Here is a 14,209-nt window from a genome sequence, read left to right on the forward strand (position 1 = left end):
TCCTCCTTGAGTGGGTCGGGTCAATTCGAGCCCGGCGCCTTGCCGGACGAGGGAATGAGTAAGCATACTCCGTGCCAGAACTGCGGCCGGGGCTGTCGAAGCCGCCTTAAGCCGATTCAGGGCCTAACTTTCTCGACGAGAATTGGAAGAAGGCTGATTGGCCGCTTGTCAATCGGCGAAGATTTGACTGGTCGGCGATTGTAGAAATTTCCTCCAGGTCCGACCTCATTCGGCCGATAATGGGAAGGATGTAGACGTGTCGGACTCGGAGAGCGTCGGGCGTTGGGGTCGGTTCGGTCCCCTCGGGTTGATGCTCGCCGGGGTCCTGGCCTGGCTCTGGCCGATCGGGCTGGGCGGCGCGATGCCGGTCGGCGGGGACGCCACCCAGTTCTCGATGGGCCTGATGGCGTTCCTCCGGTCGTCGATCCTGGCCGGTCGGCTCCCGCTCTGGAACGACCTCTGGGGCTTCGGCTTCCCCGGGCTGGCCGAGAGCCAGATGGGTGTTTATTACCCGCCCCACTTATTGCTTTATGGATGCTTCGCGACCGAGGTCGCCTACACGCTGAGCCTGGTCCTACACACCCTCTGGGGGGCGCTCGGGGCTCGCTGGATGGCCCGCGTCATGGGTGTCTCCGAAGTTGGTTCGGCCCTGGTTGGGTTCGTTTTTGCCACTTGCGGGATGGCCCTGATCCACCTCCCCCACCAGTGGGCCTACACCGTGGGGAGCTGGATGCCCTGGGCCTGGGGCCTGGCCTGGCTGGTCGCTCGGGGCGAAGGGTCGCCTCGAACTCCCTGGCTCCTGGCAGCGGTCCTGACGATCCAGGTCTTGCCGGGCCACTTCCAGATCGCCTTCATCACCGAGGTCGGGGCCCTGGTGTTGGCCCTGTCCTCGGGGCGGCGGGCGATCCGGGGCTCGATCGCGGTAGCCCTGGCCCTGGCCGGGATGATCCCGCTGGCGGGCATGCAACTCTGGCCGACGTCCCAGCTGGCCCGGCTCTCCGACACGGATCGGGATTTCGAGTACCTGTCCGGCTTCGCCGCCACGCCGATCCACCTGGTCAGCTACCTCGCGCCGGGGCTCTTTCACCGATCGCCGCTCTGGCGACCCGTGGCCTGGGACACCTTCCACACCTCGCCCGAGGAACACCTGGCCTACGTCGGCCTGATCCCCCTGTTCCTCGCCCTGGGGGCCATCCGTCGAGGCTGGCGAGAGCCATCGACCCGGGCAATCCTGGCGGCGGCCGCCGTGACTTGCCTGCTGAGCCTCGGGCCGTACGTCCCGGGGTTCGAGGGCCTGATCCGCCTGCCCGGCTTCTCGTTCTTCCGGGCCCCTGCCCGATGGGGCCTGGGGACGGCCCTCGCGCTGGCGATCCTGGCGGGCCAGGGTTTCGACCGGATCCCGGCCTGGCCCCGACCGGGACGATCGGCGGTCCGATTCGCCGGGCTGTCAGTCCTGGCCGTGGCCCTGGTGATCCTGGGCTTCGAGCTGGCCCTGGTCGGATCGCGAAAGACCGGCTTGCCATCGGTGGCCCCCTGTTTCGAGTTGGGACTTCAATCGCTCCCCTGGGCCGGCGAGCCTCGCGAACGGACCTTCCGCGAGGTGATGGCCGACGCCTATCTGCCCCAGAACGACTTCCGGGTACAGTCGTCGCTGGCGAGGCTCGACGGCAAACCGGCCCCGCCCCCCGGTCCGACCCTGGCCGGGACGCGTTCCGCGATTTATCGCCGGGAACTGGGCGAGTCGGGCCTCCTGATCGCGGGGCTCCTGGCCGCCTCGGCACTGGCCCGTCGCCCTCGGGCCTTCGCGGCCGCATTGGTGACACTGACACTCGCCGACGCGTTGCTGATGGCCCGTCACCGGCCCTTCGACCTCGGACCGGCCCGCCCGCTGGTCGAGCAGAGCCCGGTCCTCGCCCGGCTGGCCCGCGAGCCCCGAGGGACCCGCACGCTCGACTCGGCCCAGAACCTGTTCATGGTCGCGGGAGCCGCCCCCGTCTCGGCCTATCGGACGCTCGACCTCCCCTCGCCCGGCGGGCTCCTCCGGCTGGCCGAGCATCGGTCGGCCCACCCCGAAGGACCGGCCGCCTTCCGGGCCGTCGGGGCAAGCTTACGCGTCCTCGGACCGGCGGAGACCCGAGGATTCTCGCCCCGAGCCCTCGACGAATGGGTTCCCGACGCCCAGATCATCAAGGACCCTGCGCTGGCGGGCTGGCTCTATGGTGTCGATCTCGCCTCGGCCGTCAAGCTCCGCGACTTCTCGGTCGCCCCCGCCCCTTCCGAACCGCATCAGGCCTGGCTGGTCGGTGCGACTGGCCTGGAAACCGCCAATGGGATGACCGACCCCGGGCCGATCCTGGCCGCCCTCCGGACGGCGAGCCCCCTGCCACTCCGGTCGGACGTCCCGGAGCGGGCGGAGGTCGAGGTCCGCGTGGCCGCCCCGGGACCGGCCACGGTGGTCCTCTCGCGGACGTTCGACCCGGAGTGGCGAGCCCGTTGGTCGGGCCCCTCGGGCGATCGCCCGGCGAAGGTGGTCCGGGTCCTGGGAGGCTGGCAAGGGGTGAAGGTCCCCGAACCCGGACGATGGACCCTGCATCTGGATTATCCCGGCCGCGCCGCGTGGCTCGGCCTGACGGTCTCGTCGATCGCGTGGAGCGTCTGGCTCCTGGGTTATATACGGTCGAGAACTCCCCCGATCCCGAAGGACATCAACGAATGAAGACCAACGTGGCAATCGTGGGGGCGTCGGGCTACGGCTCTCGCGAGCTGATGCGGATCCTGCTCAATCACCCCGGCGCGAAGATCGCGATGGCCACCTCGCGCTCCGACGAGTCGCCGAGCGTGGCCGACCTCCACCCGAGCCTCCGGGGTCGGATCGCGCTGGACTGCGTCCCCTTCGACGCCGACCGGGTGGCCGAGGCCGCCTCGGTCGCGTTCCTGGGCCTGCCACACACCGCCAGCCTGGCCGCGACACCTTCGCTCCGGGCCCGAGGCGTCCGCGTGATCGACCTGAGTGCCGATTACCGACTGAAGGACGCCGCCACCTATGCCGATTGGTACGGCCACGACCACACCGACCCCGAAGGGCTGGCCGCCGCCGTTTACGGACTGCCCGAGCTCTACCGATCGGCCATCCCCCGGGCCGACCTGATCGCCAACCCCGGCTGCTACACCTCGACCGCGATCCTGGCCCTGGCCCCCCTGGTGGCCGAGGACCGGATCGAGCGGAGCGGGATCATCGTCGACGCCTACAGCGGGATCTCGGGGGCCGGTCGGACCCCCAAGGCCGCCTTCCACTTCCCCGAGGCCAACGAGAATCTCGTGGCCTACAACGTCGGTCGGCATCGCCACACGCCCGAGATCGACCAGGTCCTCACCGACATCGGCCGATCCTCATCCCCCGACCCGGTCGAGGTGATCTTCACGCCCCACCTCGCCCCGATCGACCGGGGCATCCACGCCACGATCTACGCCACCCCCAAGGGGGCCGTCGCCGAGCACGAGTTGGCCGACCTCTACAAGGCCTTCTACGCCGAGAGCCCGTTCGTCCGGATCGTCGGCCACCCGCCCGGCACCAAGGACACGGCCTTCTCCAATTTCATCGACATCACGGTACGCGTCGTCCGGGGGAAGGTCGTGATCCTGGCCTGCCTCGACAACCTGGTCAAGGGGGCCGCCGGGGTCGCCGTCCAGAACTTCAACCTGATGCACGGGCATCCGGAGACGACGGGATTGATCTGATGGACCCAAACTCGCCCCGTTCAGACCAAGGGCTTGATGACCTGGTGGATCTTTTCGGCGCAGCGGGCGGAAGTCTCGTTGTCGATGTGGAGTTCGTTCACCCAGTCGCCCGGCCTGACGGTTTTCCGGAAGTCAACATGATGGAACGGGCCACCCAGCGACGACTGGAGCCCGGCGATCATGTCGTTAAACTTATCAATAACCGTCTTCAGAATCTCCTTGCCGTCGGAGACCTTGGTGATGTTCTTGGAGACCAGGGCCGGGCGGAGCCAGGGGCCCAGGAAGCGGTACCCGAACGGAAAATTGAACACGGCGCGGCCGTCCGGGATCGGGTAGCCATATCCGTGGGCGACGATCGCGATCCCCGAATCGATCTTCCAGATCTCGGCCGCGATCCGCTCGAAGGCCCTCCGGATGACGCCCTGGATCACCTCGTCGACATAGGCCATGCGAAGTGGTGGTAGGCCCGAGTCGGCGTGGTTCAGAAACCCGGCGAATTCCTCGCCCGCCACGTCGTTCCCGCCTCCCGAGAGCAGGATGACCCGGGGGCGAATCCGACCCACCTGCGCGATGAGAACATTGATCGACGGGTCAGTTCGCCCGAAATTGCGGTCGTATTGAGTCCCAAAGCCCATATTCTCGATCGTGTCGCCGGCCTTGGCCAGGCTGACGATATCGTATCGGTACTGGAGCTTGAGCTGGTCCAGCAGGTCGAGGCCGGGTGGGTAGTCGAACCAGGAGTCACCCTCGGCCAGGATTGTCGGCCCGGAGACTGCGCTCGCCGCCGCCGCTGCGAAGGCAACTCCGCCTTCTGGTCCCGCCGCGAGCGGGCTCGGCCCTTCCGCAAATGAGACCCGTGGCCCCGACCAGAGCGTCGCCTTGAGATCTTGCACCTGCTCATACGAGAGGTCCGAAGTCTTGATCCGCTTCGCCATTGCTTTTTCCCCCGTCGCCTGGAGAATCACACCCGATTCACACAAGAACATCAATCTCTCGCATGCCTTGGGCCGTGTAAAGCAATCGACACCGATTAGGCCGCGATTCTCTTCCGCCGACGCAAGTCCACCCGACCAAAACCGGCCATCCCGAGCGTCGAACGTGAGATGATCAGAACGGAGACGATAGCGATTCGGCCATCGATTCCGACGACCTCCTGCAAATGAACACCTGAGCCAGATCGTCTTCGGTGGTCGGGCCGAAGCGGACCTCGACTTCTAATCCGGCCCGACGGAGGATCTCCGGGAGGTCGGCCCCGAACTCGGTGAAGACGGGATAGCCGAAATCTCCGGCCGGGTGCGAGATGGGGGTCGCCCGATGCTCGACGGTGCCGTCGGGACGGAGCACGGCTCGGGCGAAGGTCTCCGGGACTCCCGGCAGGAGCGGAACGGTGAAGAGGTGGCGGCCCCCGGGGGCGAGGACCCGCCGGATCTCGCCGAGGGCGCCCGCGAGGTCGGGCACGTGTTCCAGGGTCTCGGAGGTCAGGATCAGGTCGAATGAAGCGTCGGGATAGGTGAGCCGGGTCAGGTCTTCATGGCGGGGGTCTCCGGTCCCGGCGGACTGGCCCTCGTCGTCGAGGTATTCGGAATAGGCGAGGCCCGGCAACTTCGACAATGGCTCATGCAATCCGTCGATCCGGTTGATCTCCGCGACCCGGAGCGAACGGGCCGTGGGCTGGCAGACCCACTCGGCTATGGATCGGGCCGGAGCGTCTCCCGTCGAAAACTCGTCGAGCAGGGCTCGGGCCAGCCGACGGGCTCTAAGGTTCGCACCGCAGGAGGCGCACTGGAAGGTCTCCTTGCGGGCGAAGGCCTCGGCCAGCCGCTCCGAGAGGCCCCAGCGCCGTTCCAGCTCGGGCGGGATCACCCATCGACGATAGAGCATTAGCCCGAGCCGACCGCAGGCCGCGCAGCGATCGAACCGCCGGGCCTGGAACGCTTCGAGATACTCCCCCGCCCTCCAGGCGAGCCGATGCCCGGCATTCCAGAGGGGGAGGACGGCTCGCTTGATTGGCGGGGGGATGCTGGGCATGATCCGGTGGGAATTTCCTGTGTTATCAGGCAGGGCTCAGCCGAGGGCGACTGCCGATCGCTTGACCTCGGCCAGGTGTGCCTTGATTCGGGAGAGGAATGGCGAGAGGTCGTCCTTGGCGACGATCGCCTCGATCAGATAAGGCTCCTCGGAAGCCTCGGCCCGGCCCAGCGCCTCCAGGAATTCCGAGCCGGTCGAGGCCCGCTCGGCGCGGAAGCCCAGGGCTCGGGCCATCGCCGGGTAATCCCAGGGTCGTCGATCGAAGTAGTTCCGTGGGGCATCGACGGCCTCCAGCATCGCGTAAGAGCTATTATTCAGGAGCAAGACGATCGGCCGGAGCTTCTGATCGAACATCGTCGAGAGTTCGGTCCCGGTCATCTGGAAAGCCCCGTCCCCCACCAGGGCGAACGGTCGACGGGTCGGGTCGGCCATGCCCGCCCCCAGGGCTCCCGGCACGCCGAAACCCATCGACGCATAATAACCCGGGGCCAGGAAGACGTCGGCCCGCAGCTCCAGGCCGATGAACCAGGAATCGCCCACGTCGGCCACGAAGCTGTATTTCGACTGATCGAGCCCGAGGAGCCCGGCGATCACCCCGGCCACCTTGAGCCCCGGGCCATCCTCGGACCTCGTCGAGATCTCGACGGGCACGGGATCGAACCGGGGAATGGGGCGATCGGCGACCGGATCGAAGCTCGCTAGCGCTCCGACGACCCGGTCGATCGGCACGCGATCATATCGGTGGTGGCGAATTCGGAGTAAGTCGGGCTCGGCGGCGATCAGGGCGACCGGGTCGATCCGGTCGGTCCAGAATCCCGTGTTGGTATCGAACCGGAGGACCCCCAGGCTGATCACGCAGTCGGAGCCATCGAGCAAGGCCCGAGCCCGCTGATCGCCGAGGGCTCCCATGTAGACCCCGGCGAACTGGGGGTGGCTCTCGGGGAACGACGCCTTGCCCAGGACGTCGGTCGCCACCGGCAGTCGGAGCCGCTCGGCGAGTTGGACCACCTGCGCCGTCAGGCCGTGGCGGCGGACTCCCACGCCGACATAAAGCGCCGGCCGGCGGGCCTTCGCCAGCATCGCCCGGATCTCGTCCAGGGCCTCGGCCAGGGCCGCCTCATGGACCACCGGGGCCAGGGGGTCCGGGGCGATCGGGCCGGTGGGCGCGGGGACCTCGGACGAGACCCGATCGCGGGGGATCTCCAGGTAGCCCGGCCGTTTCAGCCCGACCACGTTCCGGAGGACCCGATCGATCGTCGAAGGGGCCTCGGCCACGTCGTCGAGGATCGCGGCGTCGACCGTCACTTCCCGGAAGATGTTCAACTGACTCTCGAAGCTCTTGACGACATGGTGCAGGTAGACGTCCGGTCGGCGCATCGCCACCTCGGGTCCGCCGCTGACGATCAGCAGGGGCGACTGCTCGGCATAAGCACAGGCCACCGGATTGAGCAGGTTCAAGGCCCCTGCCCCGTAGGTCACCAGGCCGACCCCGAGCCCCCGGATCCTGGCATAAGCGTCGGCCGCGAACCCGACGCCCGGCTCGTGGGCGCAGACGACCGTGGACATCCCGAAGGCGTCCTGGACCGCGTAAACCGGCAGGACGAAGTCGCCCGGGATGCCGAAGGTGTGCTCCACCCCAAGCTCGGAAAGCCGCGTGAACAGATACTCGGCAAGCTTCATCGAGGATTCTCCAGGGCCTGTCCGCCCGCCAACGACTCTAGCCGACCCGGCCCGCGAGGCCCAGAGTGAGGCCCGCGATTCGCCCGGTCAACCCGTTGCCGATGGCCCGGAAATCGGCCACCATGGAGGCCTCCTTGACCGTCCCCGACCGCCATCGACCCCGCCGAGTCCCCCGGATGTTCCAGATCTTTCCCGAATGGCCAGGCCTCCGTCTCGCACTCCTCGGGGCCGTGCTGGCTGGATGTTGCCCAACGTCAGCAAACGCCCAGGACCCGAAGCCGGCCGAGGCCACGGCCACGCTCAAGCCCGGCGACCTCGGCCCGGCGGTCGAGGGACTCCAGCGACGGCTCAACGCCCGACTTTCCCCCTCGCCCGAACTGAGCGTCGACGGCGATTTCGGCGACGCCACCCGGGCGGCACTCCTCCGATTCCAGCGGTCCAATCGCCTCGAACCGACCGGTCTTGCCGATCCCGCGACCCTCCGGGCACTCGGCGCCGACCCCGGCCCCGAGCCGCCCCCCCCTGCTCCCGAGATAGTCAACGCCCAGCCGGTCTCCAAGAAGCCGGCCGACTCGCCCGACGGCCCGCCCTTCACCAACGCCCCCGCCTGGGTGATCGTCGACGGGAAGACGAGCGAGATCCTCTGGGGCTCTTCCGAGGACAAGCCCCGCGAGATGGCCAGCACGACCAAGATCATGACCGCGCTGGTGGTCCTCCGGCTGGCCTCGACCAACCCCTCGGTCCTGGACGAGACCCTCACGTTCTCCGAGCGGGCCGACCGGACCCCCGGTTCCACGGCTGGCGTCAAGGCCGGCGAGAAGGTCTCCGTCCGGGAGTTGCTCTACGGCCTGCTCCTGCCCTCGGGCAACGACGCGGCGGAAGCCTTCGCCGAGTATTTCGGGGCCCGGCTCGACCCTCCCGAAGAGGAGACCGACGCCAAACCGACCGCCCGATTCGTCGCCGAGATGAACCGAGTGGCCGACGAACTTGGCCTCCGCGAGACGCATTTCGCCAACCCCCACGGCCTCCCCGCCCCGGGGCACCAGGCCAGCCCACGCGACCTCGCCAGGCTGGCCCACGTCGCCATGGCCGATCCGACCTTCGCAAAGGTCGTCGGCACGACCCGGCGCGGGGCCTCGCTGGTCGACGCCTCCGGTGCCTCCCGGAACGTCGTCTGGAAGAACACCAACGATCTCCTGGGCTTCGAAGGTTACGAAGGGGTCAAGACCGGGACCACCACCGGCGCCGGGGCCTGCCTGGTCGCCATCGGCCAGAATGGCGGCGATCGGCTGATCGTCGTCATCCTGGGCGCCCCCACCTCCAACGCACGATACGTCGACGCCCGGAACCTCTTTCGATGGGCCTGGCGGCAGCGAAGACAGAAATGATCCCGGCCACTCCCGGGCTTCATTTCCAGATCACCAGGGGAGCGATGGGCCGGTCGCCCGAGACCGGGGGAGTCGTCCCCGTGGCGAATCGGAAGTTGAGGAACCGGCCCGCCACGATGTCGATCTTGCCGTCTCCGTCGACATCGCCCAGCGCGACCGACGGATAGTCACACGTCACGCGTTCGAGCGCGTGGCGTCGGAACTCATTCGCCCCAGTCCGTTCGAAAAGGATCACGGCATCGGCCCCGGCGGCCTTGCGAGCCTCGCCGTAGAAGGGCTCCCCCAGGAAGCTGCTCGCCACGACGTCGAGGTCGCCGTCGCCGTCGAGGTCCCCGGCGATCGCCCGGTGGGCGCCGTAGACGTCGTCGATCGGGTGCCGTTCGAAGGGATGATCGAGCCCCTGATTCTCGAGCCAGGATACGCCATGATACGGCTTGATCAAGGGAGATTCGTACACGTCTCCATTCGAGATCACGACGTCGAGGTCGCCGTCGCCATCCATGTCGATCATCTGAATCCCGCTGCTACCGAAGGCCGGATGAGGGCCGGAGAAGAGCGGTGTCCTGGCGAACTTCCCGTCCCCCTCGTTCAGGAAGGCGACCACGGTCTCGAACTCTTGCGCGATCAGCGCCACGAAGTCGGGCCGACCGTCCTGGTTCAGGTCGACGATGGGGACCTGGAGGGTCCCGTGGCGAGGGTCCAGGACCTTCCGGACGAACTCGACCGAGCCATCGGTCGTCCGTCGCTGTTCCAGGAGGAGGATCTCGCCGGCCACGTGCCAGCCGAAGACGGCCACGACGAGGTCGAGGTCGCCATCGCCGTCGAAATCCGCGGCTTGCACGTCGCAGACTCGCCCCAGGTGCGAGAGGATCACACGCGTCTCGTAGGTCCCATCCTCCCGCCCCTTGAGCCAGAGGACCCGACCCAGGCGTTCATCGGAGGGGATCGGGGCCCCGAGGTCGGCGACCAGGATATCCTTGCGGCCGTCGTTATCCAGGTCCGTCACCTCGGCATGCGCCGGATGCGTCAGGTCCGTTGCGAGCACCGTCGCCGGTGCATCGAGCTGGCCGCCTTTGTGGATCAGCAACTCCCCACTGGCCATGTCGCACGCCAGGAGATCGGGACGATCCGGGTCGATCAGCCGGACGATCGACACATGCGAGATCGCGGGCAGCTCGTCGGGGCGAGGCCCGGCGACCTCGCTCCGGCCGAGCGGCCGCGAAAGCCCCGGGCCTTCCGGCGTGGGCTCGATGATCGGCAGTCGGTCGGGGGCCGCCGCCTGATAATATGCGATCACGTCCTCGACCGGAGGCGGGTCGAGTTTCCGGTCGGACTTGCGAAAGAACGAGTAACCTCGCCTGACCTCCTCATCCCAGTTGGCCTTGGGAAAGGTATCCGGCGGGGGATAGGGATGACAATCCCCGCAGAATGAGACGATCCTCTCTTTCAGGTCAGCCGATTTCTCGAGAACAACCGGCGCGACCCGTTGGGTCGTGGAAGGTCCGGGCTTGTCGCATCCGGTGATCAAGCCGAGTCCCGCCGCCGCCAGCGGGAGGATCGAGACGGCAAATCCCGGCACGGCCCATTTTCGGGGTCTCATTGGCTTCAAAACCTCCAGAGATGACTCTTGCGCCTCGGTTGCCGATCGACCCCGCCCCGATCATCCCGACGATCGGTCCGATCGCAGAATTCGTTTTAGGCCCTGGTCCATGATTGGCCGAATCTAAGACGCGAAACGCCCCGTTCCGCCCCGCTTTAATTCTCCCCGCACGCACGCCATCTCGCATGTTGCCGCGGGAATCCGACGCACCTTGATGACAATCCCGCTGATTCCATTCGCCCTCCCCGATATTCGTGCATCCCCGAGAAAGAGTGGCGGGCTCTGCCCCGAAAGTCGCCCCGATGATCCCATCTTTGAAGCGAAGGACATCGTTGCGAATCAGCAACTTCCGACCGTTCCTCCGCTCGATCTCAGCAAACCGCGATGATCCGGTCAACGGGCGTCGATGGCCCATCGGTCGGATGGTTGACGAAGAAAGTGTCACTGGTCCGGGATACTTTGTTGAATTCCGGACAACTTTGAAAGAGTCGTATTGACATGGCCATTTTCGGTCGCCAGAATGCATCGTCGCGAACAACAAAGCGCGTCATCTCACGCTGAGATCTCGAATGGTTTCCCTGACATCGGCATCCTCTCCTGATCCGATCGTCTGAGTTGGCCAGGTTCGAGATTTGAACAATCGGGTTCTCTCCTAATCCGATTTTCATGAGACTTAATCGACAGTCGTAAGGGCAATCCCAACCCCTGGGCCATTGCTCTCGCTCGCCATCACGGTCCATCCAGCTCGTTTGATCCGAATTTTTCGTTTTCCCGCTGCGGGATTTGTCTTTTCGTGCGCCTTTGCCTTGCAACGAGGCAGGTCCGGAAAGCTCCAGTTCCTGTACGTCTCATCCTTCATGCCATCCATATATTAGAGGGGAAAGCGATTGATCGCCGTATACAACAAGATCGCGCTCGTGAGTCTGGCGGCATTCTCGACTCTCGTCGTCGGCCTGGCGGGATGTGACTCGACGCCCGCCCCGCCAACCGACGTCCCCCCGTCCGTCTCGACCGATGTCCCGAAGGGACCGAAGGCTGGCAATGGGTCTGTTCGATCGATCAAGAATCGTCCCGCACCTACCGAAACCCCCGCGAAGCCGTGACTGTTCTCGAGTTTTCATCCCTCTAGCCCAGGGGCATTCCCGGCATTGACGTCCTCGCCCGCCCTTTTCCTCATCGATTTGAAGGAGTCTTCCCATGAATGATCTGCCTCTTCGGACTCATCGCCGCGGCTTTACGTTGATCGAGCTACTGGTCGTGATCGCCATCATCGCCGTGCTCATCGCGCTCCTGTTGCCGGCCGTGCAGGCCGCCCGCGAGGCCGCCCGCCGCGCCCAGTGCACCAACAATCTGAAGCAGCTCGCCCTGGCCGCCCACAACTACGAGAGCAGCAACAGTTGCTTCCCGATGGGCCTCCTCAACCAGAGGACGTGCAAGGAGCCCACGGGAGGCCTCTGGACCAACTTCGGCCCCATGATTCCCCTCAGTCAGTATGTCGAGCAGGGCGCGCTCTACAACGCGATGAACTTCAACTGCAATGTCTACGACTGGGTGAACACGACGATCAACTCGACCGGGTTGAGCGTCCTGTGGTGCCCGTCCGACGCCGGCGTCCAGGACCCTCAGCAGCAGGGTTATGTCTTCCTCGATTTCTCCCCGCTGCCCATGCGTTACACCAGCTACTCCGGCATGGCCGGGCCGATCTTCTTCAGCCAGTTCAACTCCCCCGGGCCCCAGAATCAGCAAGGGGTCTTCGCCGCCTACCAGACGAACACCATCGCGTCGATCACCGATGGAACCAGCAACACGATCATGTTCAATGAGCACACTCGCCAGATCATGAGCCCGACCAACGGTGATCAGTCGGGCTGGCACTGGTGGACCTCGGGCAACTACGGCGACACCATCAGCAGCGCCTTCTTCCCGATCAATCCGCAGAAGAAGCTGCCTTACACGGCCAATGGCCTGAGCGGGTCGAATACCATCGAGGCCATCTCCAGCCTGCACCCCGGCGGTGCCAATGTGGCCTTCTGCGATGGCTCGGTCCGGTTCCTCAAGGAGACGATCGACACCTGGACCGTCACCTCCGCCACGCCCACCGGCGGCGGATACAACTACGGTCCCGCGGGTGTGACCTCCAGCGGCACCGCCCTGACCATCGTCCCCGGGTCCAAGATCGGCGTGCTGCAGAAGCTGTCCACCCGGAATGGTGGCGAGACGATCAGCGCCGACACCTACTGAGTTGTTAGCGGCTCGAGATCGAGAATTCGTGGGGGGAGTCCCGATCGCAAGGTCGGGACCCCTCCTTTTGAATTTTGGCCCCAGATCGGACCGACCCATGCCTGCGGATCGTAGCCTCGCACAGGAGTCGGCGAATCGAGGTCGATCGCCGAAGTTCCTGGCAGCCTCGCTCGCGGCCGCCTTGACCCTCCTGGCCCTGGGCATCGCCTTCTGGTCCACGAGCGGCGAGAACCCTGCCCTCCTCAGACAGAGGGCCAACATGGCGGCACAGCAAGGCCGTTGGGAAGAGGCCGAGGCGATGCTCGGCCGCCTGTCCGATCCGACCGCCAACGACTGGCTGCTTCGTGCCCTGGTTGCGACCAGCCTCAACCGGCCCGAATCCGCCATCGAATACCTCGCCAAGATCCCGCCCGATGGCCCATGGGCGGCCCGAGTCGCGCTCCTGACCAGTCGGGCCGAGCTGGGCCGATTCCGCGCCCGCCCCATGGAAGACGCCCTTCACCTCGCCCTGCGGCTCGATCCCAAGATCGCGGAGGCCCGACGATCGCTCCTCTACTTATATGGTGTCCAGGGGCGACGCCGGGAGATGCTCGAACAATTCGCCGCGCTCGCCGCCCAGGGCCCGCTGGATTTCAACCTGGTCAAGAACTGGTGCATCGCCCATCAGGAACAGGTCGAAGAGCCCGCCGATCTGAAGGCCCCCCTGGAACATTTCGTCGAGAACGACCCCGACGACCGCTGGTCGAGGCTCGGGCTCGCCAGGGTCTACCGACGGCTCGGCCTCTTCGATCGGGCCATGGAGTGCCTCGCCCCTTTGCCGGATTCCGACCCCGAGGCCAGGGCCGGCCGGGCCGAGATCGAATTCGATCGAGGGAATCAGGAGGCGGTCACGTCCCTCCTCGACGGGGGACCGGCCGATCACGCCAAGCTCGCCCTACTTCGAGGCCAGGCCGCCTTGAATCGCCTGGATGGTCCGGCGGCCGTGCAATTCTTCCGAATCTCCGACGCAGCCGAGCCGAATCACAGCGAAACACTTTACGGGCTCGCGCAAGCCCTGAGAATCGTCGGCGACCGCGATGCGGCCGAGCCGTACGCCCGCCGTGCCGCGGCACAGCGGAGCCTCCGCGATCAACTTTACAAATTGAAAGACAAGGATACCGACAAGGCGGTTTTCTACTGCCAGCTTGCTGCGGAATGCGAGTCGGCAGGGTATCTCCCCGTGGCAAGAGCCTGGTATCGGCTCGCCATCGCCGATGACCCCTTGCGCGTGCAAGCCCAGGAGGCCCTCGCGCGTCTCTCCTCGGCTCCACTCAAAACCGACGCCTCCAACCTCTCCGGGACGAACTGAACAGGCCCCGGTTGCCCCGGTCGGTCATCGGGTTGAAAGCGAGGGAGTTATGCTCGGATCAACCTCCGCGATCGAAATCCCGTCCGCTCCCGGCCGCGATTGATCGCCCTGGGAGGCTAGTAAATCCAGCCCCCCATCGATGAGGGAGGACGAAGTCTCGAGGCAGGATGGGCTCTCTCAGGCCGC

The 14,209-nt window shown here is 66.2% G+C and carries 9 protein-coding genes; 5 read left to right on the plus strand and 4 right to left on the minus strand.

The window, feature by feature from the left end:
• Window positions 1–256 precede the first annotated feature (256 nt).
• Together P12x_RS11550 and argC are read left to right on the plus strand one after the other, a co-directional pair.
• On the plus strand, window positions 257–2,716 hold the full coding sequence (locus P12x_RS11550; protein ID WP_435011018.1) for a hypothetical protein: 2,460 nt from the start codon (window positions 257–259) through the stop codon (window positions 2,714–2,716).
• Window positions 2,713–3,738 (plus strand): N-acetyl-gamma-glutamyl-phosphate reductase, encoded by a 1,026-nt coding sequence (gene argC, locus P12x_RS11555; protein ID WP_435011019.1) that lies wholly within the window; start codon window positions 2,713–2,715, stop codon window positions 3,736–3,738. Before P12x_RS11550 ends, argC begins: the two co-directional genes overlap by 4 nt.
• 20 nt (window positions 3,739–3,758) lie before the next feature.
• On the opposite strand, the gene P12x_RS11560 is transcribed toward argC, so the two are convergent.
• From P12x_RS11560 to P12x_RS11570, 3 genes are all read right to left on the minus strand, one after another.
• Window positions 3,759–4,673 (minus strand): hypothetical protein, encoded by a 915-nt coding sequence (locus P12x_RS11560; RefSeq protein WP_435011020.1) that lies wholly within the window; start codon window positions 4,671–4,673, stop codon window positions 3,759–3,761.
• A gap of 172 nt (window positions 4,674–4,845) precedes the next feature.
• The gene (locus P12x_RS11565; RefSeq protein ID WP_435011021.1) at window positions 4,846–5,766 is read right to left on the minus strand and encodes a class I SAM-dependent methyltransferase; all 921 of its coding nucleotides are present in this window, start codon (window positions 5,764–5,766) and stop codon (window positions 4,846–4,848) included.
• A gap of 36 nt (window positions 5,767–5,802) precedes the next feature.
• Window positions 5,803–7,446, minus strand: coding sequence for an alpha-keto acid decarboxylase family protein (locus tag P12x_RS11570; RefSeq protein WP_435011022.1), 1,644 nt, complete (start codon window positions 7,444–7,446; stop codon window positions 5,803–5,805).
• A 176-nt stretch (window positions 7,447–7,622) separates the two neighbouring features.
• Here P12x_RS11570 and P12x_RS11575 point away from each other — a divergent pair, with 176 nt between their 5' ends.
• Complete coding sequence (locus P12x_RS11575; RefSeq protein WP_435011023.1) at window positions 7,623–8,834, plus strand: peptidoglycan-binding protein; 1,212 nt, start codon at window positions 7,623–7,625, stop codon at window positions 8,832–8,834.
• A 19-nt stretch (window positions 8,835–8,853) separates the two neighbouring features.
• Here the strand turns inward: P12x_RS11575 and P12x_RS11580 are convergent, their stop codons facing one another.
• Window positions 8,854–10,434: an FG-GAP repeat domain-containing protein gene (locus P12x_RS11580; protein WP_435011024.1), complete on the minus strand. Its 1,581-nt coding sequence runs from the start codon at window positions 10,432–10,434 to the stop codon at window positions 8,854–8,856.
• A 1,197-nt stretch (window positions 10,435–11,631) separates the two neighbouring features.
• Here P12x_RS11580 and P12x_RS11585 point away from each other — a divergent pair.
• Entirely contained in the window at window positions 11,632–12,675 is a 1,044-nt protein-coding gene (locus tag P12x_RS11585; protein ID WP_435011025.1) for a DUF1559 domain-containing protein, read from the plus strand.
• Between the two features lie 97 nt (window positions 12,676–12,772).
• Window positions 12,773–14,023: a tetratricopeptide repeat protein gene (locus P12x_RS11590; RefSeq protein ID WP_435011026.1), complete on the plus strand. Its 1,251-nt coding sequence runs from the start codon at window positions 12,773–12,775 to the stop codon at window positions 14,021–14,023.
• Window positions 14,024–14,209 lie beyond the last annotated feature (186 nt).

It is taken from the genome of Tundrisphaera lichenicola, assembly GCF_051175385.1.
In the GTDB taxonomy this organism is placed as follows: Bacteria; Planctomycetota; Planctomycetia; order Isosphaerales; family Isosphaeraceae; genus Tundrisphaera; species Tundrisphaera lichenicola.